21 protein-coding genes are annotated in these 22681 nt (G+C 57.0%); 11 read left to right on the top strand and 10 right to left on the bottom strand.

Annotation, left to right across the window (positions count from 1 at the left end):
• Position 1: 1 nt before the first annotated feature.
• The 3 genes from AAFG50_RS37580 to AAFG50_RS37570 all read right to left on the bottom strand — a co-directional run bounded on the left by AAFG50_RS37580 (position 2) and on the right by AAFG50_RS37570 (position 2793).
• Positions 2–415 (bottom strand): hypothetical protein, encoded by a 414-nt coding sequence (locus AAFG50_RS37580; RefSeq protein WP_011084360.1) that lies wholly within the window; start codon positions 413–415, stop codon positions 2–4.
• Between the two features lie 669 nt (positions 416–1084).
• Positions 1085–2119 carry an IS110 family transposase gene (locus AAFG50_RS37575; RefSeq protein WP_011084361.1) on the bottom strand — a complete coding sequence of 345 codons (1035 nt, stop codon included), beginning with the start codon at positions 2117–2119 and terminating at the stop codon, positions 1085–1087.
• A 470-nt stretch (positions 2120–2589) separates the two neighbouring features.
• A complete protein-coding gene (locus tag AAFG50_RS37570; RefSeq protein ID WP_131233107.1) occupies positions 2590–2793 on the bottom strand; it encodes a hypothetical protein in 204 nt (67 codons plus the stop codon).
• 471 nt (positions 2794–3264) lie between these two features.
• Here AAFG50_RS37570 and AAFG50_RS37565 point away from each other — a divergent pair, with 471 nt between their 5' ends.
• From AAFG50_RS37565 to AAFG50_RS37555, 3 genes are all read left to right on the top strand, one after another.
• Entirely contained in the window at positions 3265–3498 is a 234-nt protein-coding gene (locus AAFG50_RS37565) for a hypothetical protein (RefSeq protein ID WP_011084363.1), read from the top strand.
• Positions 3499–3744: 246 nt separating this feature from the next.
• Complete coding sequence (locus tag AAFG50_RS37560; RefSeq protein ID WP_018646717.1) at positions 3745–3870, top strand: hypothetical protein; 126 nt, start codon at positions 3745–3747, stop codon at positions 3868–3870.
• A 64-nt stretch (positions 3871–3934) separates the two neighbouring features.
• Complete coding sequence (locus AAFG50_RS37555; protein WP_018646718.1) at positions 3935–4234, top strand: hypothetical protein; 300 nt, start codon at positions 3935–3937, stop codon at positions 4232–4234.
• 694 nt (positions 4235–4928) lie between these two features.
• Here AAFG50_RS37555 and AAFG50_RS37550 read toward each other — a convergent pair.
• Both AAFG50_RS37550 and AAFG50_RS37545 read right to left on the bottom strand, forming a co-directional pair.
• The gene (locus AAFG50_RS37550) at positions 4929–5108 is read right to left on the bottom strand and encodes a hypothetical protein (protein ID WP_074077659.1); all 180 of its coding nucleotides are present in this window, start codon (positions 5106–5108) and stop codon (positions 4929–4931) included.
• Positions 5109–7089: 1981 nt separating this feature from the next.
• Positions 7090–8219 (bottom strand): IS3-like element ISRj2 family transposase gene (locus AAFG50_RS37545; RefSeq protein WP_109866565.1). Its coding sequence is split into 2 segments (ribosomal slippage): positions 7090–7967 and positions 7967–8219, totalling 1131 coding nucleotides; the frame shifts between segments, so codons are not numbered across the junction.
• A 102-nt stretch (positions 8220–8321) separates the two neighbouring features.
• Between AAFG50_RS37545 and AAFG50_RS37540 the strand changes: the two genes are divergently transcribed.
• The 4 genes from AAFG50_RS37540 (at position 8322) to AAFG50_RS37525 (ending at position 13135) form a co-directional block, all read left to right on the top strand.
• Positions 8322–8483 carry a Flp family type IVb pilin gene (locus AAFG50_RS37540; RefSeq protein WP_011084366.1) on the top strand — a complete coding sequence of 54 codons (162 nt, stop codon included), beginning with the start codon at positions 8322–8324 and terminating at the stop codon, positions 8481–8483.
• A gap of 178 nt (positions 8484–8661) precedes the next feature.
• Complete coding sequence (locus AAFG50_RS37535) at positions 8662–10224, top strand: EAL domain-containing protein (protein ID WP_231166598.1); 1563 nt, start codon at positions 8662–8664, stop codon at positions 10222–10224.
• A 388-nt stretch (positions 10225–10612) separates the two neighbouring features.
• A complete protein-coding gene (locus tag AAFG50_RS37530) occupies positions 10613–11635 on the top strand; it encodes a cytochrome c peroxidase (RefSeq protein ID WP_011084368.1) in 1023 nt (340 codons plus the stop codon).
• Between the two features lie 507 nt (positions 11636–12142).
• On the top strand, positions 12143–13135 hold the full coding sequence (locus tag AAFG50_RS37525; RefSeq protein WP_018646721.1) for a hypothetical protein: 993 nt from the start codon (positions 12143–12145) through the stop codon (positions 13133–13135).
• 4 nt (positions 13136–13139) lie between these two features.
• Here the strand turns inward: AAFG50_RS37525 and AAFG50_RS37520 are convergent, their stop codons facing one another.
• Positions 13140–13499: a methylamine utilization protein gene (locus tag AAFG50_RS37520; protein ID WP_014498121.1), complete on the bottom strand. Its 360-nt coding sequence runs from the start codon at positions 13497–13499 to the stop codon at positions 13140–13142.
• 646 nt (positions 13500–14145) lie between these two features.
• Between AAFG50_RS37520 and AAFG50_RS37515 the strand changes: the two genes are divergently transcribed.
• Positions 14146–15000, top strand: coding sequence for a Crp/Fnr family transcriptional regulator (locus tag AAFG50_RS37515; RefSeq protein ID WP_306328939.1), 855 nt, complete (start codon positions 14146–14148; stop codon positions 14998–15000).
• Between the two features lie 208 nt (positions 15001–15208).
• Here the strand turns inward: AAFG50_RS37515 and AAFG50_RS37510 are convergent, their stop codons facing one another.
• The 4 genes from AAFG50_RS37510 to AAFG50_RS37495 form a co-directional block, all read right to left on the bottom strand.
• On the bottom strand, positions 15209–15700 hold the full coding sequence (locus AAFG50_RS37510; RefSeq protein WP_014498119.1) for a hypothetical protein: 492 nt from the start codon (positions 15698–15700) through the stop codon (positions 15209–15211).
• 345 nt (positions 15701–16045) lie between these two features.
• Positions 16046–16378, bottom strand: coding sequence for an avidin/streptavidin family protein (locus tag AAFG50_RS37505; protein ID WP_231088703.1), 333 nt, complete (start codon positions 16376–16378; stop codon positions 16046–16048).
• 367 nt (positions 16379–16745) lie between these two features.
• Positions 16746–17222 carry a hypothetical protein gene (locus tag AAFG50_RS37500; protein WP_225895088.1) on the bottom strand — a complete coding sequence of 159 codons (477 nt, stop codon included), beginning with the start codon at positions 17220–17222 and terminating at the stop codon, positions 16746–16748.
• Between the two features lie 229 nt (positions 17223–17451).
• Positions 17452–17646 (bottom strand): hypothetical protein, encoded by a 195-nt coding sequence (locus AAFG50_RS37495; protein WP_014498117.1) that lies wholly within the window; start codon positions 17644–17646, stop codon positions 17452–17454.
• 293 nt (positions 17647–17939) lie between these two features.
• Between AAFG50_RS37495 and AAFG50_RS37490 the strand changes: the two genes are divergently transcribed.
• The 3 genes from AAFG50_RS37490 to AAFG50_RS37480 all read left to right on the top strand — a co-directional run bounded on the left by AAFG50_RS37490 (position 17940) and on the right by AAFG50_RS37480 (position 22513).
• The gene (locus AAFG50_RS37490) at positions 17940–18077 is read left to right on the top strand and encodes a hypothetical protein (protein ID WP_155256745.1); all 138 of its coding nucleotides are present in this window, start codon (positions 17940–17942) and stop codon (positions 18075–18077) included.
• Positions 18078–18120: 43 nt separating this feature from the next.
• Positions 18121–18345 carry a hypothetical protein gene (locus tag AAFG50_RS37485; RefSeq protein ID WP_014498116.1) on the top strand — a complete coding sequence of 75 codons (225 nt, stop codon included), beginning with the start codon at positions 18121–18123 and terminating at the stop codon, positions 18343–18345.
• A 1339-nt stretch (positions 18346–19684) separates the two neighbouring features.
• On the top strand, positions 19685–22513 hold the full coding sequence (locus tag AAFG50_RS37480) for a hypothetical protein (RefSeq protein ID WP_342714089.1): 2829 nt from the start codon (positions 19685–19687) through the stop codon (positions 22511–22513).
• Positions 22514–22681: the final 168 nt, after the last annotated feature.

Raw genomic sequence — 22681 nt, 5'->3', positions numbered from 1 at the left:
CTCAACGTGTGGGTGAGGCTACGGGCGGAGTTTTGGGCAGGCGGCAGGCGCGCTTCTCCGCATCCACGGCGATCGCCGAGAGCGTTTCGTTCTGATCAATGAGAAGAGAGATCGCCTTCGTCGCCCAGTCCTCGTAGGTCAGGGTGCCGGTTTCCCACAAGAAGACAAGCGCGCGGGCGACCGCGTTATGGCGGGATAGTTCCTGCAGCTTGCAGAAAAGCTCGGCGTTCATTTGTACGGGCATGATCTTCTCTTCGTCAGTGTCGGGGTTTTCAGTCGACACTAGTCCAAGCAATGCCGGCTCGAGTCTGTCGGCGCGATCTTTCGTGATCTCACGTTCGGCACGCGACACGCGCTCACCGAGTTCGCCGAGGGCTTTTCGCTGCCTAGCGAGCTGCTTCTGCAGATACGCCATGCTGATCTATGCTCGCTCTGCTTTGTCATCGCGGGCGATCCTGCGTCAGTCGTCGGTGTGTGAGCCGAGTATGCGGAGCCGGAGCATCTCCTTCGTTTCTGCCATCGTTTCGGGGCATTTAACACCACAACCGGTTCCATAATCGGCGCCGATGGGCCACCTTTTGCCGTCTTTCTGCATGATCGGCGGAGGGTTAATAAACCCGGGTGGCGCTCACCCTCATCTGGCGGTCCTTGCAGTTTTTCCAGTTGCGCCGGGTCCCAACGAAATCCCTTCAGGCGATAGGGCGGCGCGCGCGGGATTTCGGAGGCACAATGGTGGACCCAGTAGCTGCAACTCTCTGGTGCTTTTCGTGGTCTGTTTCAAAAACCGCTTGCATCTCGCGGGGCGTCCACAGATGGGTTCACGGCCTTCTGTAATGGGCCCGATGATGTCAAGCCTCCCGAGTGAACGTCTCGTCGCCGAGCTCATGCTTCTGTCCGTGGTCAACGCCTGGCCGCCACATCATGCTGTCAGAGGGAGCGGTGAGCCTATCTAGATGCGCGGGGTTCGTCAGATGACGACCACTGGCCGTGTAACGGCTTCACCGGATCCACCGTCCCGGCGACGGGACTTCGGGCACCGAGCTTCAGTTCAGCTCGGTTGCGTTCTTGATCTCCTAGACGTTTTCTATGCTGCGATCGGGCCGGCGTCAGTCCATCGGTAAGTTGTGCCGTCGATCCAGATCCGATGCAGGATCACTGCGAGCTTGCGTGCCAGGGCGACCTTTGCGCGCTTTGAGCCTCGCCGCTTGGCGACGTCCATCCCCCAGCGCTTGAGTTTTGAGAACCGCGTGATGCGCGACAGCAGAACATTGGCGGCTTCATACAACACCGTGCGCACCGTCTCGTCGCCGGCCAACGTGATCCCGCCTGTGACGTCCTTTTCTCCCGATTGATATTTCTTTGGCGTAAGCCCGAACAGCGCGCCTGCCGCCTTCGATTTTACGATGCGATGAGGGGCATCAATCGCCGATTTGTAGGTAACAGCCACCAGGGGGCCAACGCCCGGTACTGTCATCAGCCGGCGACAGACTGCATCGTCACGCACAATTGCCAGTACAGCCTTGTGCAGCCTTCCGTACTCTGCCTTCAAGGCCGATCGTGCCGAAAGCATCGCACTGGCAATACGCTCCAATGTCGCTTGCCCCGCAACCAACTCTCGGATCCGCGCTTCGAAACTCCTCCGCGTCACCGGGCCAACCTTCAGCCCGAAGCCGCGCAAAATCCCTCGGATACTTAATTCCACATCGATAAGTCGCCCGAGAAGCTGTTTGCGTGCGATCAGGAGTGCCCGGATCTCCTGGGCGCCGACCGACTTCGCGTGTACCGGCTGGAACCATCCCATCCGGATCAACTGGGCGATCCCGCGGGCATCCTTGCGATCAGTCTTCACCGTCATTGCAGACAATGCGGCCTTAACATGTCGCGTCTCGAGCAGGACTGCCTCGAGCCCCGCTCCTTTCAAGCCTGCATGCAGCCATTGCGACAGCGGCCCCGCTTCCAGCCCAATTCGCTTTGCTGCAAAGCCAAGCCTCTCGAAAAACTCGACTAAGGCGTCGGGTTCGCTCGCGACCTTCGCTTCCTTCAGGATCTTACCCTGGGCATCCACAACGCACACGCTCGACAGTTCCAATGACACGTCGATTCCGGCATAGTTCTCCACGGCTGTCCTCCGTCTCTAGATGCTTGGGGCCGACTCAAGTCGTGACCCCGTTTCATCATCTATCGGGGGACAGCCACCATCATGACCCCTTGCTCGAAGCAGGGCCCATTACGGCATCTAGTTCTACTTGGTGGGAAACAGGCTCTCCACGATTCGAAAGTCAGAAAGTTATTCGTCACGCAATCGCGCGAGACATCGGCACGACCACGCCGTCCGCAGCGCGCTTGCCATCGCAGAACGCGGCCCAATCAGCCATCATCGTGCGCCGCTTCGACCGCGCCGATATAGGTCTTGATGGACATGGTGCAATCGGGGTTCTTCGAAATCGTGCCTGACGGTGGCGTTGCAGGCAAGTCTAACTAGGGAAAACGAGCCCTCCCTCAATCGGCTCGGTGGTCCCACAACTCGGGGCGGCTGCCCCGGCAGATGATACGTCAGTAGTGGCCGAGACGTCTGATTTGGAAGCGCTGTCACACGCTTACGTAATAGGCCTCACCTCGGTCCCTGCGTGTAACGACCACGCAGGTTGTACCCCGCAGCAGAGGTTGAGCACTCGCCAGATCTTTTGCTAAGCGTTCTGCCGCACGGAAGGCTTGCAGCTCGTCTTCGAATGCTAACCCGCCGGGGTCGTCGACATTCTGCTTGCCTGCCAGATTAAAGTAGAAACGGGCCATTCGTTCGCTTCGTTGCCCCACGGGAATAATGATAGTATTGGGCAATTAAGCAGAAGTTCTCTGATGTAGGGCCTCATGATGCCGAAATTCTGCGAATGATTGGCAAAATGCGAAGCGCTTCCGTGCGTGGGCTTTGGAACGGATTGAGCCCGCACGAATTGCTGCCGACGCCGAGAACGCCTCGTTCTATGGTCCAGAGATGCAGTGCTATTTGTTCTGCTCGGCTGCGCTGGCCGAAACCGCTGCAAAGCGGATGCTGCGTCCTATCGGCTGGCGAAGGCTGTCTGCCAAGACGTCACCACGTTTCATGGCACAGAGCGAGATACGTTATCGATCGGATTCCACGGGGCGCGACAACACGGCCGGACCCAAGCTGATTGAGCAGAAAGACGGCGGATCACAACCATCAAACGCTGCTAAGCGTCATGGTTGCAATGCTAAAGTGCCTCGCCGACCGGCTGGGGGAACAACGTGGTTAAGGCAATTCGTAACACCGTCATGGCACTTACTTTTGTCGGCGTCGCCGGCAGCAACATGTTTTGGAATTTCATGAATGATTATATCGCCTGCGGCCTTGCGCTGGCGGCTTCAGTCACCGCCGGCTTTTGCGTTGAGCGCGTCTTCATCGAGCGGTCCCGTCGCGAGATGATCCGCCTCCACGGCGCGGACTGGCATTCGGCGGAGGACCGACAGCCCGGCGCATGAACGCCACTCCTCGCACGCTCGTCATCTTCATCATTGGATTCTTCGCATTCGATCCCAGGGACCTGCCCTGATGACAAAGCCGTCCCAGCCATTCCGGATCGCTCGCGTCGAGCGGCTAGTGGAGCTGCTTGAGGCAGACTACAGAATGGCAGTTGATCCGAATACCAGTGAGAGCAACACGAAATCGGAGGCGTCCGATCCGGAGGTGCTTGATTGCCAAGTGCTACCCGGTCCTGATCCAGGAGGATGCGAGCAGGCGCCTTCGTTGCGAGCGAACCCTACGGCATGGAGGTCTCGACCAAGGCGGTCGGCACGCCCGAGGAAGCGATAACGATCTGGAACGGCGACCGCCACAAGCTGACCCCGACGTAATCGAGCTACGCAATGACCAAGGGGCCGCGCTTGGCTAGAGCTGGTTTGTGCAGCAGCGCCAGGAGTGGATTCGGAAACCTTGCGCGTGTTCGGCTTCATCAACCGCGAGCACAAAGTCAAAATCTCGACGCCGCAGGGCTCGAGCGACGTGCAGTTGTTTCAGCGGCGGCGTTCGGGCGTGATATATTTCAGCACTTCCGCCAAGCGCTACCAGCCGGTGATCGAGTTTGCCTCCGGCATCGAGCCGGTGCAGCTGAGAAGGAGAGACGACCGTCAAGGCGCCGCGTTCGTCGAGAGAGTTGGCCGTCAGGGCGATGTGGACGGACTGCAAGTGATCCTTGGTCTTGGGCATGAGGAGCAGTGATAAGCGCTTCCTCCTTGGGCCACGTGACCTGGTTATCCACGCCGATCTGGAGAGGTGGGAGCCGTTGCGGACGCAGAGTGTTTCCGGCAACACTCCTGCTCGGCTTCCTCGGGGGCGTACTCTGAGGCGTCGCCGTCAAGCAGCGCGAAAAAGCGCGCGGGCAGCTCACACTCCCGAGCCAGCCGGCGAAAGTACTCTTGAGTAAACGACATTTCGCCCAATGCCGGCCCGCCCATCCGGTTGCGGTCAGGATCGAAATCCACTTCGCGCCCCATTGAGAGGAGCGAGACAGCTTCCCTTGGTACAAAATAGGCGCGCCGCTTTTCTCCGTTGCGGTGGTAGACTAGGCCTGCACCAATGGGCCTCACAACTCGCCGGCGCGGCGACGGCATTGCTTGCTGGCGTTGCCGTCGCAAATGCGAGCCACTGCTCTCGCAAGAATGTGCTCGGCACGTCGCGCGTGATCGCTGTCGATGCGAAGGAATATCCACGCGTCGGGCGACGCGCGATACGCCAAGCTCGATGCCGGTCTGAACCCTCAAAGTTCCGGCTATAAAATAGGAGCCTCGCCCCTATGGAGATAGGGGCGAGGCTGCTCCCTGCCCCCGGCGGGAGCCGCGCTGCAAAGAACAGCGCGCTACGGCGCAACGTTCGTTTCCCTCCGGGGCTGGTCGTTCGGTGGGCCGACAGAGACTCACGCGCGTTCCGATTTTCGGTCCTCGGCGGCTCTTACGACGTTGCGCAACGCAATTTCAGAAAGGCGAATAACCAGCTGTTTGAGACGAGCAATCTGTTGCTTGCAGTGCTCCAGTTCGAGCTGTTCGTCCGTCATCACAGATACTTCATGGCGATTTCCGTTGTCGTCATGATTCATATCGAACCTTTTCCGAGCAAGTGAGTACGAACGAAGAGTTTCCCTGTGCTCGCCAACCATTAATAGTCAAATCAGGGCGGCGGCGACAAACACAGCACGGGACGTACGAACGATCCCGTTACTCGCCCGAGCGTGTTGCTTCGGCCACAGATTTGAACGTTATGTACAAAATATCGTCCGCTCGGCTATGACTCTCGTGCTTTACGCAGCGGTCGCATCGCATTCTCCCCCATTAGAAGCTCGGAATCGCGCCCATGCCCCTTTTCCGGATATTGAATGAGACCTATTGCAAAATGCCTCGACACCGGAACTCTACTTTAACGCTGTACTGCGCCGAATTCGCATGCGGGATGCTATCAAGGCCTCTATCGCTTTGGTGCTTCCATCTCGGAGGGGGCGGGCACTTCCAAGCCCGGCGCAGCAGAACCTTGAAAACGTATTGATCAAATCTAGAAACTTATTGGGCGTCAGTTGCGATCGCAAACGCGACCGTCATTAACGAGAGGTGTGTGGGGTGTGCATCGAGATTGTTTGTTCCTGAATAGTGGCGAAGCTCCGCTTGACGATTATTCTCGAGCTTTCGAGCGAGCAGTACCTAATTATTCTAACACTGTGAGCGCGCTCGCCGAGCTGCGCTCGATTGAAACCCGGAGGCGCCATTCAACCCAGCCCAGCGCTTAAGTATTCATTACATTGGCCTCGGATTCTTGCGCTTGCAGCTAGCTTGATCAGTGGGTCGGCATAGTTTGCTGATCTGGAGGCTTGTTTGACATTCGGCAGTTGGCGCGAGTGGCAGCGGGGCAAACGGTCGACTGTCAGGCAACATCGGCAACCGTTCAGACGGGCGCCTTCCTGCCGATAACAGAGACGCAACTGCGCAGCAGGCCGAAACCACAAAAATGGTCGATCGCTTAGCCCTTCTCGCGACGGTACTGATCACTCCATCAAAGCTGGTCTCGATCTGTAAAGACGGAGTGGCAGATTGGGGAAGCACTTGTCGGATCGATGTAGCCAAGCTGAGAAACGTTGTCGCGATTGCGGAAGCTGGCGATAAGAGAAGTTCACTTCCTCGATGAAGTCGACGCTTCGGCGACCAACATGTGCCATCATAAAGCGGATCGCCGGCCGGTTTGACCACCTGCAATCTGCTACGGGCCTGTTCGGCTGCCTATTGCAATTATCGCCTGATCCGGTCGTCCGGCCATGAATGCACGGTGGCGGCGTCTCTGATCCTAAGGAAGCCTAGCGATCTGGTGAAGACGAACCGCCGGGACGCTGTTTCTCGCCCGAGTGCTACTCGCCGGCGAGGAAGCGTCCGGTCCCTGCACGTCGCGCAGCTCTGACAAGATTTCCCCAGCTTCCACGGCAGCAGTTCAACGAGGACGGTTGATCGAGTGTTCCGTCAACCATGCGGGGGTGACGGGTCATGCAGGTAGGCGGAGCCCAAACTCCCTAGCGTGCAGGTTTATGGCCACTGCCGAACTATCCCGAACCGTTCTCCAGGAGATATTGTGAGAGCACACGATGATCCCGATACTCTGCGGGAAATCCTTAGAAGGCCAGCAGGGGGCCTATCCTCGACCGGGCATCCGACCGCGCGGCCGTGTTCGGCGCGATACTCCTCGGGCGAGATGTCGATCGCCAACGCCGAGATCGCCACCTGCACCCGCCTGAGACTAGTAACTGGACGACGAGAGGTTCACCGCGACTTTACAAAGTGTGCGCGTATTTGTACGTTCCGTACAAAGTTTTGGCGCCACACCAAACGGATTCTCGAATGAGATTCTGCCGGCTTTAACAAATTGCCGGTAAATCCCGAGCGTTAGATCTTAGAAAGAGCTGGCCCCGGTTGTTTGGACAGCGCCCCGCTGGATTTAAGTGGATTCCTGCCGGGTTATGCTGAACGCGGGGCTTTACGATTTTGTCGTTGCGTCGGGAGGGCGTAGCCCGACCAGAGCGACGACAAAATCGTCGGCGACGGTCATGCGGCCATCACCATAGCTTGCGTGCCGAAGTAAGCCTCGTCGGGCGTGCGCCCGTCAAGGCTCGAGTGAGGGCGTCCCTGATTGTAGAAGGCCAGATACTTGGCAATTGACGCTCGCGCCTCGGACACGCTGTCGTAGGCGCGGAGATAAACTTCTTCGTATTTGACCGTGCGCCAGAGCCGCTCGACAAACACGTTGTCGCGCCAGGCGCCCTTGCCATCCATGCTGATGGCGATCTTCGCGTCCAGCAGCACATCGGTGAACTCGAGGCTGGTGAACTGGCTGCCCTGGTCCGTGTTGAAAATCGCGGGCCTGCCGTGCTTCGCCAACGCCTCCTGGACCGCTTCGACGCAGAAGGCCGCCTCCATTGTGATCGAGACGCGATGGGCCAGGACCCGTCGGCTGAACACATCGACGACCGCCGCGAGATAGACGAAGCCACGCCGCATCGGAATGTAGGTGATGTCCATTGCCCACGCATGGTCGGGCCGCTCGATCTTCAATCCGCGCAACAGGTACGGGTAGATCTTGTGACCCGGAGCCGGCTTGCTCGTGTTCGGGCGACGATAGACCGCCTCGATCCCCATGCGCTTCATCAGCGTCGCGATGTGGCGGCGACCGGCGTATACCCCCTCCCGCCGCAGCAACGATCGCAGCATACGCGCTCCCGCGAAGGGATAATCGAGATGCAGCTCATCGAGCCGACGCATCAAGGCAAGGTCCTCGGCCGAAACTGGCCGAGGTTCATAGTAGACCGTGCTGCGAGCCAGCTTCAGGACCTTCGCCTGGCGCACGATAGAAAGATCATGACCGCGGTCGATCATCGCTTTGCGCTCAGCAGGCCCGCCTTGGTGAGCGCGCCGGACAAAAAATCGTTTTCCAACGCCAGCTCGCCGATCTTGGCATGCAACGCCTTCAAATCGACCGGCGTCTCGGCCGATGTCTTGTCATGCCCAAACACGCCGGCGGCGCCTTCCAGGAGCTGGTTTTTCCAGATCGTGATCTGGTTCGGATGAACATCAAACAGTTGCGCCAGCTCCGCCAGTGTCTTGTCTCCTTTGACCGCAGCCAAAGCAACCTTCGCCTTGAATGCCGGAGAATGCGTCCGGCGGCTCTTCTTCGTCATCTTCGCTCCTGATTCGCAGCAAGAATCCTCGCCGCTGTCAGGCAGAAAATCCACTCAAGCTACTGTCCGAATTTGCGGGGCCAGCTCTGAAGGGCACGCACCGTGAAAACGCTAGTACACTTTTTACGCGATGAGTCCGGGGCTACTGCCATAGAATATGGGCTGATAGCGGCGGGTATTTCGCTTGCAATCATCGCGGTCGTGAATGGGCTAGGCACTAAACTCAATACGAAATTCGCTTCGATCAGCAGCTCTCTGAAATAATCAAAAGCCGCCTCCCTTGGCGACCTCTTTTCTCCACCGCATGTGCAAGAACAGCTCTAGTCAGAGGCGAGCTAGTTCTCTGAATTCGGCGGAACTTGAGAATTGGTGCGGCGAGGGGGTGAACGGATCGTCTCGATGCTGCTGCTCGGAAATTCTTGTTTTAGCGAAAGACACCTGGATGAGTCTTTTGGTCGTCGGCAGATTTGCCAATCAATCGAAAGTGGTCCTTGAGGCATTTCAGTCCGTGACGGCCTGTTTCTCCCGCTTTGTCTCGGCTCGAGGGTCGATCCGAATTGCGATCTTGTGCTTTTGTCTTGCGATGAGCGCGATCGCAGTGAGCCTCGGAGGGTATTCCGTCCTTGGTATCCGGCACGCAGGCGACCTGGTTGCGCGGACTTTCGATGAGTCCTTGATGTCGATCAACTACGCACGTGCGGCTGGTGCCGATTTTGCCGCGATGCGCGTGGCATCTTCACACGTCACAAGGCAGCCGTCGGCCCGTCCTCGACTAGATGATGAAATCGACAAGCTGGCGAAGACGCTTTCGGAAGATGTCACTATTGCGGCTGAAAGGTCGCAATCAGCGCGAGCTGCGAAGGCAGCCGCAAAAGTTAAAGAAGCTGCAAACGCCTGGGTCGCGATTCATCGCCGTCGCTTTCAAGCTGATGGCACCGGGAATAATGAAGCGAGCGCTCGGGAAATCGATGACGTTGACCAGCTCTCAAACGTCGTAAATCAGCAGATTGAATTGCTGGTGAACTATACGGCCGGGGATGGTTTTCTATTCCGTCAGCGAGCCCTTGCCGCGATCAAACGGGATCTGCAACTGAATGTGGTGGCGCTGACCGTTGCGCTCCTTCTGTCCGGGCTTTTTTCGTGGTTGCTGGCACGGCGGATTATCGGGCCTGTCGCCATTGCGTCGAAAGCGGCAAGTTTGCAGAGCCGCCGCGCGCTCGAACTCGATCTTCGCGAGGCCATGGACAAGGACGAGTTCACTCTGTTCTATCAACCCATTTATGACCTGCGGATGGACCGGATCAGCGGCTTCGAAGCATTATTGCGCTGGCCTCATCCGAAGCGTGGCCTGGTGCCACCCGACCAATTCATTCCCATTGCAGAAGACATCGGTCTCATCACTCCACTGGGTGAGTGGGTTCTCAACCGCGCCTGCGAGCAGGCGGCCGGTTGGCCGAGCGAGCTCAAGATTGCCGTCAATGTCTCGGCGACTCAGATTCGGGATCCAAGATTTGCAGAGGTTATCGCCAACGCGCTTGATGCTTCAACGCTGGCCCCGCACCGGCTCGAATTGGAAATCACGGAGTCTGTTCTCCTTGGAAACAGCGCCGAGACGGTTGCAACACTGCACAAGCTGAAGGCGCAGGGGCTGAGCATCGCCTTAGATGATTTTGGTACTGGATACTCCTCGCTGAGCTATCTGCGCAGCTTCCCCTTTGACAAGCTCAAGATCGATCAGTCATTCGTCCGTGATGCAACAGCGACAAATGGATCTAAATTAATCGTAAGAGCCATTACCAGCCTTGGAAGAAGCCTTGGCATAACAATAACGGCGGAGGGGGTCGAGACGATTGAACAGTTGGATCAAATAAGGGCGGAAGGGTGCAACGAGGCGCAGGGATTCCTATTCAGCCGCCCGGTCCCTGCTACCGAGATCGCATCAACGATCCTGAATCTGAGAGGCGGCCTCGCGAGACGTCATTTAAGCGGTGCGATGACCGGCTAAGACGAACCAGGACTTTCCTGAGTGTTGTTCGGTCCTGAGTTCGCTCTCGCCGTTGGGTTTCAATGCGTTCAGGATCCACATGGTGCGTCGACATGTTAGCAACCGAGCCACAAAGGTTCCGATCGTCGGGCGCGATCATAATCAACGGCGCTATCAGCGCGCCGCAGCTCCTGCCTACGGTTTTGTTGAGCGCTCTGAAATGAAACTCATCGAGGGCTTCCATTATAATGTCACACGGGCCCACTTCATCAATTGTTGGCGCGCCCCAGTCATGGAGGCGCAAGGGTTCTCTGAAGGAGATTTCGATTAATCGCCAGCATCCGATACTTGCTATTAAGGCTTTTTTTCCGGGGTTGCCATATAGGAGCACTATATCGTCGAGGAGCCGATGAGGATCTGGGTCAGCTTAGCTTTGCTCGCGGCCCTTTTTCCGCTGGGCCAACCTTTTGCCTCGGCAGCGGCGGAGACATCAGCGGATGCCACGGCGCGCGCCAGCTATCGTCGGCCGGCGGCGATCCCTTTTCCCGATCGTAATCCCTACACGGTGCCGAAAGCTGCTCTCGGGGAAAGACTCTTCTTCGATGCGCTGCTCTCGAAGTCCCGCACCCGTTCCTGCGCAACGTGCCACAATCCGTCGCTTTCCTGGGGTGATGGCCTCGCGCGTGCGGTCGGCGAGGATCCCAGCGGCCTGCCATTGCGTGCGCCGACCCTGATCGACGTGGCGTTCACCGAACCGTTGGGGTGGGACGGCAAATTCAAGACTCTCGAAGCCGTCACGTTCGGGCCGATCACAGGCCGGCCCAACATGAATTTGACGGAATCAGAATTGATCGCGCGTCTCTCCGCTATCCCGGCCTATGCTGATGCATTCGCAGCCGCATTCGGGGACGGTGCGATCACGCGACCCAGGATCGAAGCCGCGTTGGCGACTTTTGAACGAACCATCGTGGCTGGCGAAGCGCCATTCGACCGGTGGATCATGGGAGACGTGACATCCGTCAGCGCCGCGGCAAAACGCGGCTTTGAGATTTTCAACGGCAAAGCCCATTGCTCAAACTGCCACAGTGGACCATCGTTCACTGACGGATCGTTTCACGATATTGGCGTCGCAAGGAACGACGACGTTGGACGCGGTCGGCTTTTTCCGACGTCGCAAAAGCTGCGGTACGCATTCAAAACGCCGACACTGCGCGATGTCGCGCGGCGTGCTCCCTACATGCATGATGGATCGGTCGCAACCCTCGAAGAGGTCATCGAACTCTATGACAAGGGTGGGATTGACCGTCCGAGCCGCTCGCCTTCAATAAAGCCTCTATCTCTGACGGAAAGCGAAAAGGCGGATCTGATCGCTTTTCTTCAGACGCTCACCGCATCCTCGACGGATACGACTTTTCCCAGGTTGGCGCGATGACCGGTACCCCGATCGCGCGGTCGGGGAGGCTCTCAGGGGAAGTGCGGCAATGCCGCTCCCAGCAAGCCCAACACGAGGATGAGGAAACCGCCCGCCCACGTCTCCAGGGTTTCACTGCATGCTGTGAGCCGCATCGCGGTGCGGGCCAGCGCAGAGCCGACTGGCACCCTCTTCGTACGAAACGCACCAAACATGGACTACTCCGGACATCCGTTTTTTGTCTGACATTCAGTACGACACTTGCATTGAAGGCCCGTCGTCAAAATCTGTAAAATTGAAGGGACGTGCGCGATAGTCTCGCCGCACAAATCCTTGCCGGCGTGTCCCCATTAACCCAGCAAACAACCTTCGGATGCGAGCGCCGTCACATCCTTAAGATTTGTGCTAAGTTGAACAAATCGTCAGAGGCGGGCGCTTTTCCAAAAGGGGTGGTTTTTTATGTTCAGGTCTCCGACGCGGGATGCCTTTGCGGCATTCCGGAGAAGCTCCCTTTTTGCAAGGTCCATCGTGGCACTTTCTTTCTGGTTCTTGGGAACACAAGGTGCCAGTGCCCATGTCAAATGGTTCTGTGCCTATGACGCTGCCGGCCAGCCCCGATGCCTCGAAAACGTACTGTGCCAGGATTTTGAACTGCTGTTGGCTCTTGCCCTGCTCTGGTTTTTTTCCGGCTGCATGGTTGAACGGACGTCTTTGGCTGAGCTGGCGGCCCGCTCCCTCAACCGCTTCACGGACGGATTGCGACTACACACTGAGGAAATCATCCGGGCTGTCTGCGGATTTTTCTTCATCTCGCTTTGGGCGGTGGGCGGTATCTTGCTGACCCCGGAATTGAAAACGACTTCGTCAATGGTTGGGCCTTTGCAACTCGCCATCGCAGCAGGCCTGCTGTCGCGCCGCACGATGCCCTTCTCCGCGGCGGGAATTGTCGTTCTGTTCGGGCTCGCCGTTCGAGATTACGGCACGTTTCATCTGGCCGATTATCCGATCTTTTTGGGCCTTGCGGCCTACCTCGCCCTCGCTGGCTTGCAAAAAGATCTGTTCGGCGTTCCGCCACTCGATGTCGTGCGCTACGCAACCGCCGTCACGTTGATGTGGGCTTCGGTGGAAAAGTGGGCCTACCCGGAATGGAGCTTCCCACTTCTGATCGAGCACCCCGGCATGACGCTCGGGTTCGATAGTGAGTTCTATATGCGCGCCGCTGGCATGATCGAATTCACGCTCGCGTTTGCCCTAGCTTGGACGCCCTTGGTCCGGCGCGTTGCGGCTGCCATACTGCTTGGAATGTTCATCAGCGCGTGCTTCGAATTTGGCAAGCTTGATGTGATCGGGCACTCGGCGATCATCGTCGTACTGGTCGCGATACTTTCCGATAATCAGCCGAGGGAAGCCGACTATCGCGCTCCCTGGCTCGCTCCGGCCGGACTATGTGCGGCGTTGACGGTTACGCTGTTCGCCTACTATGTCGGTCATGCAGCGATCTTCAACACCTCAATTCTGTAGGGCCCTACTTTTTGACGTGCACGCCAAGCTTCATCTTGGGATGAATGCCGCACAACACAGTGTAATCACCAGCCACAGAAAAGACGACGTCGAATTGGCTGCCTGGCTGTTGATCGCCAGAATCGAACTCGAAGGTGTCTGAGCTCAAATAGGTGTGGTGCATGAGCTCACCGTCATCGTTGATAAACCGTAGGGTCTCGCCGCGCTTTATTACGATTTCTTGGGGTCTGAATTCTCGGTCCTTTTGCGAAATTACATAGGGGGTGGCGCCTAGAGCGGCTCCAGCGAGGAGCCCTCCCACTATTGCGGCTATCATCTGAAAACCGAACTTGCCTGTGCGTGAAGGTATTAGCCTTTCTCTCATTCCGACCTCACTGAAGCTAAATTCTATAAAAATGCGACCTTACCGCGGACCGCCGGAGCCCGGGACTAGCGACCCTTATGACAGATTGATCTTTATTTTGCGCCTCGGTTCCAATCATTATTAGAGGAAAACTGACGCGAGGCAGGCGGCCGGCTGTGTCCACGCAGCATGTTTGCGCTTTGGCGGTGCGAGGGGACTGCCAGTCGTCGCCAGGTGTCCCTGCGGCGAGACAAACGGTGCTCCCTCATGGCATCAGCGGTTGAAAAGGTTGATTGATTGTCTTGAGATCATCAGAGCAAAACTCGTGTGGGTCACAATGAATTTCGGCATAGAGGGAGCATGACTAAACTCTCGCCTGACATCTGAAATGTTCTCTGGCGAGGCGCGGTTGCCTTAGTGGTGCTGTGTTCGTCTCACGCAACGGACTTCGCAATCCCCGGCCAGGCGGTAACAGCGTGGCGCGCTGGTCTGACGGCGTTCCGGCGCCGACGAGTCCAAGGCGAGTTGCTCCACACCCCGGTCGGTCCCCGTCAGGCGTTGAAATTCGTCAAAGACGCCGTCTTAAGGCCGGATTTGTGCTCAACGCGCTGCACATTGCAGGAATCCGTATGGGTATTTGGCTACGTTTCCAGCAGATATCCACGCTATGAGGACGCACTGCACTATGACCAATCGGGTGCCAGCCGTCCTTGAACCGCGGGACAGCTCGGGTGACCCCGCTCTCGCAGGAGTTACCGGCACACAGCCGACGCTTCGTCGGCTCGATAGCCTGCGACCTAATACGCGGCCCCCTGTCAGAAATGCTATCCTGTCCAGAATTTCTCCGGACGGCCTCGCGGCATTGGGGGAGTGCCTTGAGCCGATCGTCCTGAAAGAGCGTATGGTTCTGCAAGAGCCGAAAAGGCATGTAGAGCACGTCTACTTCGTGGAGTCGGGCCTCGTCTCGCTAAGGGTTGTCGCGGCGGGGAGCATGCTTGAAACGGCCGTCATAGGATATCGGGGTGTGGTCGGTGCTTCGTTCTTGTGGGGAGGACATCTTTCGACGCATCAATCTGTGGTGTTCTTTCCCGGAAGCGCGTACAGGATCCGTGTTGAGGAATTGCGCCGGCTAGTAGAAGAGCGTCCTGAGATCCGAGAGCATCTCTTTGAGTACGTTCAAGCGCTGACATTTCAGTGCGTTCAGACAGGATTGTGCGGGGTTCGGCACGATCGTGAACAGAGGCTCGCGAGCTGGCTTTGTTTGGCGAGTGATGCTGCTGACGTTCGTGTGCTGCCAGTTACCCATGACTACCTTTCGTCTGTCTTGGGACTTCGTCGCGCTGGGGTGACGCAGACTCTAAGCCGATTCGAAGAACGAGGGCTGATCCGCAAGATGCGCGGTGTCTTGGAGATTGATGAACCCAAGTGCCTCGAGAAAAGGGCATGTTGTTGTTACAAGCTCATTTCAGGCGCCTATGCCTCGTCTCAGTCCGCGATTCCAGCAAAAGAGCTGATGGGGTAACAACGTCGCATAGGCTTCACCTCTCCAGTTCATATCGAGACGACTTGCCGAACACGGTATTGCTGCGCGGAGCGAAGAGCCGAACAGCATTTGCGCTTGACTCCTACTCAAACAAAGCAAGTTTGAGGATAGAGGTTCTAACATCGATGGCGCCAGAATCGCCTGGCAAGTGCACCGTCGCGAGGATTGCGGGAGGTGAGGAGCTTTTTCAGTCTTGCGCCGGCCCGTAGTCGCTCGCCAGGAACTGATCTTGTGTCCACTGCCTCAACGCATCATCGTTGATTGTCGAGTTGACTAGGGCATTCCAGTTCTCACCTGCCTCTTTCCATTTCGTTCTCCGGTCCGGAAGGCTCCGCAGTAACCGGAATGCGCTCGTTGCAATCTTGCTTGCCTCTTTACCTTCAGCAGCCTCGCGGATCACGTCCTTGAAAGTTTGCTCCGGAAAGATCCACCCGGCGCCCGTGAAGCGCTCAGCAAAGATGTATTCGAATGAGGCCCGAAACGTAACGGCTGCTAGAGCATCCTCGTGTTCCGTGCCTTCACTACGCACGTCAAACCATTGCAACAGTCTTCGGACAGCGGCAGCGGGAGCAAACTGGCGATCACCGAGAGTCAGAGATACGAACATGTACGCGATGTCTGATTGAAGTTCGTTGTCCAGGGACACGTACCAGTCTTTAATCGCTTGAATAGGTGACATAAAATAATCCCGAGAAACGACGCCAAGGCACGTGCTGAGGATCTCCTCGAGAATGAACCTAGAGCTCAGGGATGACCCGCGCAGAGTAGCGCGCTTCGAACCGAAGTATTAGCGAAGTGTCTACCACCCGAACCGCCGAATGCAACTGCTCGGGACTGGATCGGTGCTGGTCAACCTGCCGCTCGAGCTCTTCTACGAGGGCGGAGAATAGGCCGAAATCCGCCGCGTCGGCGCGACGCTGGGCCCGCGCGCGCCGGGCTCAGCGTCACACGCCGCTTCGGAGTGCAGACGTCGCGAGAGCGATCTTCAAATCTTAGGTCGCTGCGTTTGCAGGAAGATTGAAAACTACCATACGCGCGTGAATATATCCGCACCCTTCAACCTGCTAGGCTTGCCTTTGTTATCAACGTAGAACAGCGTCCAAGACGTTGGCATCTGAGACCCCTTAATTGTTCCAACCCAGCGGGTAAAGGAATTGCACTGGGCAAAGGTAACAACAAAATACAAGCCGGTTGGACTAACGGATCCCGCTGCAGGATACGGGATGCCCTGGCACGCAAACCCTTGAGCATGGTTTGTGAAAGTCCCTTGTATCGTCCCGCTATTGGCGGACCAAATAAGCAGTTCCGAACCTCGTTCATTTTTCCAGTATGAGGGAGCGGGAAGCCCCTGCGCCATGGCCTCGGCGGAAAGCAAGAAGGATTGGGCGAGCAGCAAAAGCCCCAGAAGTCTCTTCATATTGAAGCCCCAAAATTAGTCGCTTAAAGATCATGTAGTGTGGTTCAACTTGAGGTCATGTTCGCTGCTCTTATCTCGCATTAGGCAACGGAATGCGGCGCATATGCGCCAGGTAGCGCTGGATCGCGGCGGAGTCGGACTCCGTCGAGCCCCCCGGCACCGTTACCCCGACATGGTTCCTGGCGGCCGCGCGCCGAGCCCACTGCTAAAAGTGGATCAATTCGCCGGAAAGCACCAATGCGACACGGGCGGCGAAACACTGACCGACTACGACTTAATGGGATTGAACATTCATCCCGAATGGTGGCTACCGACGGTTCTTGTCCTGGCCGGTCTCAACATCGGAGACTTCGTCAGCGTGCTGATCAAGGCTGTGATGGGTCGCCGAAGCGTTTCGTCTTGATCGGCGACGGTTAACGAACTCGTTGATAGCATCGTAAGCCTGAAGCAAAGGCGGCGTCAGCGAAAAGAAGACGCCCAGCCCGATCGCGATGACAACGTGGCGAAGAGAAGAGCTATCATCCTCTTCGCTTGATGGTTCGGCGTTCTCCTTAATTAATGCGGGTGAAAGCCTACCGGCGGTGCCGTTCTGACGGCTAGATTTCCGCGGTTTGCGCGGAGGAATCATGACTAGTACAAAGAGGACGTTGATCAACAACCAAATACTTAGAGCTATAAGAATCGTTCGCATCAAGTGTCCCAACCCGCTTGCCAAACAACGCTGCGAATGATCGATCCCGTAATCGGCCTCGATCGTGTGATTATCACATACCTCAGAAATCAATCGGTTAGCCTATCGCCTCGGAGGTGCATACAGCCACGATCGAATATGACGAAGCGCGTCTGCATGTTGTCACCGCGAAGTCCACAAAAATGCAACGGCAAGCGTGGTAGACGCCAGGAGACCTATGAGCGCCGTGAAATCTCATGTGCAAATCTCTTTAGTTGGGCTGTTGGCCGCGAGCTGCACGAGATTGGCCAGCGCGAATATCCAAGAAAGATGACGGTCCCGTTTAACGCGGAAGAAGCGGCGCAGAAAGACAGCGCACGAAGGCCCTCCTGCGCTGATTATCATCGCGACTGCCATCTACCGGGATCAGTATCATCAACCATAATTGGAATGCCGCCCGGATACTTGCTGCGGCATGTGCCAAATCGGCGACAAGGAGCATCAGCGCGGCAAAAAACGCGCATATGATGCGTTTCATGAAGTTTTCCTTCACGTTATGTGGGAAATGCGTGAAATCATTGCGCGGCGATTCTAGGTCGCTAAAAAATCGGGACCGGAAAGTCGGGAGATCTGTCTGCGCCGGCGGGAGACCCCTGCGGGGCTTACTCGCGGCGATTGTGTCGGCTATAGGATTGTCCCGAGCCGTCAGTAGTTCTGAACGCCGCACCCCAGAATGACCCACCCCACTCGTCGATGGCTGCTTGCCGCACTGGCCATCCTGGCGGCCGCCGGCGTGGTCTACAGAACAAGGCGCGTGACGAACTCACGGCCATGAAACTTCAGCAGGCTTCGATCGGCCGCGCTTTAGAGGTCATCAAACATCAGCAAGCATCTACCGGCCGTGATCTAGAGGCCGTCAAACATGAGCAGGCATCCACCGACCGTGATTTAGGGGGCCATCAAACATGAGCAGAAATCGACCGATCAAGCGATCGTTGCGCTGACGAACGCTTTGCGAACCTACCGCTCCGAGGTGACCGACTTCGCCGCGCAATATCAGGCGATGTCCACTCGGCTGATGCTACTCGATGTGGCGCACCGGCCGGCATCGGCCACTGCGCTGCGCCTGATGCGCGCGAAGCTTGACGTGATCGAGGAGGCCCTGCAGCGCCAAAGCATCCTGCTCGCGCAGAAACTAGCTAATCTCAGCAAGACACCTGCGCATGCTGACCCGTAGACACCTGCTGGCAGGTTTTTCCTTGCTGGCATGCCCGACGATCTTGCGGGCCGCATCCGCCGTCGTAGTACCCGAGCCATCTCAAAAGCGCATAACCTCACCAATCAGCGTCAGCCATGCCGGGATCGACGGCGCTCAGATCGGCCGCAAAGAACTGCTTGAGGCCCACCCCTAGCCAATTCGCCCGCGGTCGGACTGTCCACGTCTCACCTACCGGCTATACCGCCGCAACTTGGCTGATGCAGCGAGCGGCACCGATGTGGGAAGCCGCGGGCTTCTTGGGTATGAGCGAAATGACGCTTCGCGAAACCTATGGTCATCACCACCCGGCCCGCCCTGCGTACCGCAGCGAACGCTATCGGAACGCATTCGGCACCGAGCAAGAACGTAGGATTGGTTGTTTCGTTGGTTGACGAAAAGACGAAGCGCGAACGGGCGGGCCAAGCCCTCCTTGAAAATACTGGTGGGCCCGGCAGGACTCGAACCTGCAACCAGACCGTTATGAGCGGCAGGATGCGGCAGGATATCGATCGGCTTCGTTGATTTTGCTGCTTTTTCGTTTGAGTTTGATCGCGTTCGTTGCGTTTTGTTGAGGTCGTTTCTGGTGCGAAACTGGTGCGGTTAGTGAATCGGGATCGAACTTGGCTAGCCCCGATCGTTCGGAACACTGCATGTCGGGGTGTGAGCCTGGCCCATGCTGGATTGGACCGGGACATCTGAAAAAGCGAAGCATCATCAGCAGTTAAAAATGTGAGTGACGTCGTGACGGCGGGCGAAGCTTCTGAAGACCGTTGAGGCTGATCTGACCGGAGACGACGACACAGGTCTGACCGATCTAACAGAAGGATCCGATGTCGATCGTACGAGAAATATTCAGGGCAGCGGAGCAAATTACGACATCATCTACTTCAGAGGGCGAGTCGAGCAAGGGGGGGCCGGTCGAGGTCTCTTTCTTGAAGCCTCGCTGCATGCACTTCGCGTCAATTTTACCCGCCTTGGGTCGTGTGGGTGCCAGATGCCCGCAATGGTAGTGCCGACGAGACGCATTGCCATTGCAACTTGGTTCGCCCCCAGTCTAGCCTGTCCGGACTTTCAGTCCGGCATATCTGATAGAGAAGCCGCAAGTTGGCTTCCGAGGTCATTTGATACCTCAGATCAGATTCTTTCACGGATTTTCGAGCGATCCGCTCTTCCACTTCTACTAGCATTGTATTACGATGCTACTTTCCTAGCATTGCAGCAAATGACTGCTAGAGCCTCTGACACAAACTTCGTCGCCTGGTTCGCCGTAGTGACGGTAGATGCTGCCATAATGGCTGAATTTTTCTAGCGAGCGAACATGTCCGCGAGCCGAACAATTCTCATAACGGTCCATGGGATTCGAACGTTTGGGGAATGGCAAGAGCGGCTTAAGAGCCTCGTTCAGGACGCAAATCCGAACATCGACGTCAAATCGTACCGTTACGGCTACTTTAGCGTTATCGCCTTCCTGATTCCGATTTTTCGCTGGCTGGCTGTCCGATCTTTCCGCAACCGGCTTCGTGAGATTATCCGGGAAAATCCAGGAAGTTCGATCACGATAGTTTGTCACTCTTTCGGAACGCACCTTGTGGCTCACGCCCTCCGCGGCATCAAGCCTGACGAATTACCTGTCATCCCAGCACTGATCCTTTCCGGAAGCGTCCTTCGATCCAATTTCAACTGGCGTCGCTTGCGTGCGACTGGAAAGTTGAAGTTGGTGGTCAATGATTGCGGAACGAACGACGGAATTCTAGTGCTGAGCCAAATGCTGGTACTGTTAACTGGTATGGCCGGACGGGTCGGCTTCTACGGATTCACCGACGACTTCATTGTCAACAGGTACTTCGCAGGCGGTCACAGCCATTACTTCCGCCCTGTCGGGAACGATCCGGATTCGTTTATGCGCGAATGGTGGGTACCCATCGCCGCTCTTGCTCAAGCTCCGAAGCCGGCCGGCGCGCTATCGCTAGGCGGGACTCTGCAAGGCGTTTTACATGCATTCATGCGGATTGCGGATCCATTGAAGGGTGGACTGTATTTTGGACTGATCGCCATTTTAGTTTTCTTCGGATACGTTCAACCGCGACGTGAGACGGCGCTTGAAGAGGGACGGCGCCAATATCAGGCCGCCGCCGGACAAGTGGGTAGCGACCGGCTCGTGTCGGATGCCGTGGCGTCCCTCGCTCGTCTGATCAATGCAGGGACATTCACTACCGAAAGGGACGTGGCCCGAATGTCCGATGTCGCGAGGTTCGGCTTGCAACGCCTGCTCACCGCGAACGAGGTTCTTGCTACAGTTCCAGCGGGAAGCATCTTCCGGTGGTCCGGTGGAATCTACCTCAAGGGGGATAGGGTTCTGCGGCTCGACGTTCCGCCGCCGCTCTTTCAGTTTCGACACTCCGACGCTGGAGTATCGGTCCTTATCACCGAGAAAGTAGTCGAGGTCGTTGAGCAGGAGCGGCAGCAACGTCAGATCGAGTTCATCGTGTTTGATCTAAAGCGTGCCACGGTTCTGATGCGCGTTCCTATCAACCACGATGGTCGCGCGAGCCGAGAATTTGTCGTGCGACCCTTGCGTGCCGACCGGAACCGCATTCTCATCGAATTTGCCGTGAGGGAAATCGAAGGAGACGACAGTACGACATACTACGTAGGTATTGACCTTGCGCGCCGAACAGCCCGGACATCGGCGATAAGGGAGGATATTGATCTCCGCTTTCATTCGAACTGCCAGAACTTGGCATGGTTCGACGATGAAGATAACGATGCAAAAAAGACAATCTCAATTGCACCACTGAGCTACCTGTTCGAGGATGCTATCGAGAGACGCACGGTGCCGCGACATGAGGATACGTCGAAATCCTATTCTGATGATCTACACCAGGACTGCGGAACGACTCTAGAGGTTCTCGGAATATCCAGGCTGCAATTCCCTCGATCGGTTCCCGAGCAGAAACTGTTCCAGATAGTGCAAGCCCCGACAATGGAGAATGAGGCAGCCGAAGATGCCTGCACGCCCGACCACAATCTGGGTACCGATACGCGGGTAGTAAAAGACATGACGTCGCTTGACTTGACGTCCATGAGCCTCATCAAAGGGACCAGCACGTCGCTTGAGCAGGCTAAGTCAGACATCCAAGATATGGGATGCCCTCAGATATTCTCCGGAAGCAAAGGGAAACAATATTTAGCGACAGCTATCGCAGTCGGACAATGGATGTACGGTCGTGTGATTTGTGAGATGATAGACGAGCGGCGGGTCGGTAGATGCGGGATCTACCCGTTTGCGTCCGAAGGTGGGGGCAGCATATGGAAGTCCGCTGCAGGAGATCTCGCAGTCCTCGGCGACGCGAGGACTGAGACGAATCCAGGCGGGTTTACAATCGTAGAACTTGCGAGTGGCACGCAGCTCGCGCCCAATGACATTCCACCTGGAACTGTTTTTGCCGCCGCGGTCGATAGCGAACGGCACGCGGTGATGGTGATCTCCGACGTGGAAGGATATCCGGGCGCCGCAGAGGTGTCCGCCTATCGCCTCGAAGCTGATGAGGTGAAATTGACTGGTCGGCGCACGTTTGAAGCGCCCTATGACGGCGTGCTCACTCACGAACGCGGTTCGGCCAACAAGAATGATGCGGCTCGGCCCAGGTTGGTGTTCACGGGCGGCGCGTTCGTCCTCTCCATGATGCCGGACACGCTAATCGCCCTCGACGTTCCAACGCCGACGAGTTGGTTTGATCAGGCCGCCGGGACGATCTCGAGCTGGTTTGTAAAACGTCAGGTGCTCCCGGATGCGTCGATCCCTCTTCGGTGGAGCGTACAACAGCTAGACCTAGGCGATACAGTTGCTGAGCTAACGGCGCGATCTGGAAGCCGAATACTAATTGCGCAGGTCGGTAGCAAGATTCGGCTTTACTCAGCACTAGACGGCGAAGCATTGACACCGCGCATCGATCTGGCTCAATTGAATCTGAGTTGCGTAGGCCGGTTGCTGTCAGCCGTAATCGAAGCGGATGAAAGTCTGACGTTCACCCTCGAAGGCTGCCGCGTACAGCGTGCTCCACCAGCGGCCGCCGAACGTGTTCCACATCTGGTCTCTAACCTCGAGCACTATTTCGAGATCGATGGAGTGAAGTCGAACGAATAGGAGTTTGCGGAGGAGCGGCTGCCTCATGCGTTGCAATTATGGGCAGGCAGAGCGCGCCGATGGACCACGGTGTAGCGCAAAGTCTGAACTCGAAACAGGAATTCGGTTTGTCTGTGCTGGCGGCGCTCAGACGGGTCCTGCTAGTTCGTACGCGGCCAAGAATGGGAT

The organism is Bradyrhizobium sp. B039 (assembly GCF_038965675.1).
GTDB classification, from domain to species: Bacteria; Pseudomonadota; Alphaproteobacteria; order Rhizobiales; family Xanthobacteraceae; genus Bradyrhizobium; species Bradyrhizobium diazoefficiens.
This window is presented reverse-complemented; position numbering and strand designations above follow the sequence as displayed.

What these genes read in the sequence shown, in the direction of transcription:
- AAFG50_RS37580 (WP_011084360.1), bottom strand. Translation starts at nt 415, where the DNA reads ATGGCGTATCTGCAGAAGCAGCTCGCTAGGCAGCGAAAAGCCCTCGGC.
- AAFG50_RS37570 (WP_131233107.1), bottom strand. Translation starts at nt 2,793, where the DNA reads ATGGCCCGTTTCTACTTTAATCTGGCAGGCAAGCAGAATGTCGACGAC.
- AAFG50_RS37560 (WP_018646717.1), top strand. Translation starts at nt 3,745, where the DNA reads ATGCGAGCAGGCGCCTTCGTTGCGAGCGAACCCTACGGCATGGAGGTC.
- AAFG50_RS37550 (WP_074077659.1), bottom strand. Translation starts at nt 5,108, where the DNA reads ATGAATCATGACGACAACGGAAATCGCCATGAAGTATCTGTGATGACG.
- AAFG50_RS37535 (WP_231166598.1), top strand. Translation starts at nt 8,662, where the DNA reads ATGAGTCTTTTGGTCGTCGGCAGATTTGCCAATCAATCGAAAGTGGTC.
- AAFG50_RS37530 (WP_011084368.1), top strand. Translation starts at nt 10,613, where the DNA reads ATGAGGATCTGGGTCAGCTTAGCTTTGCTCGCGGCCCTTTTTCCGCTG.
- AAFG50_RS37520 (WP_014498121.1), bottom strand. Translation starts at nt 13,499, where the DNA reads ATGAGAGAAAGGCTAATACCTTCACGCACAGGCAAGTTCGGTTTTCAG.
- AAFG50_RS37515 (WP_306328939.1), top strand. Translation starts at nt 14,146, where the DNA reads ATGAGGACGCACTGCACTATGACCAATCGGGTGCCAGCCGTCCTTGAA.
- AAFG50_RS37510 (WP_014498119.1), bottom strand. Translation starts at nt 15,700, where the DNA reads ATGTCACCTATTCAAGCGATTAAAGACTGGTACGTGTCCCTGGACAAC.
- AAFG50_RS37505 (WP_231088703.1), bottom strand. Translation starts at nt 16,378, where the DNA reads ATGGCGCAGGGGCTTCCCGCTCCCTCATACTGGAAAAATGAACGAGGT.
- AAFG50_RS37495 (WP_014498117.1), bottom strand. Translation starts at nt 17,646, where the DNA reads ATGAAACGCATCATATGCGCGTTTTTTGCCGCGCTGATGCTCCTTGTC.
- AAFG50_RS37490 (WP_155256745.1), top strand. Translation starts at nt 17,940, where the DNA reads ATGAAACTTCAGCAGGCTTCGATCGGCCGCGCTTTAGAGGTCATCAAA.
- AAFG50_RS37480 (WP_342714089.1), top strand. Translation starts at nt 19,685, where the DNA reads ATGTCCGCGAGCCGAACAATTCTCATAACGGTCCATGGGATTCGAACG.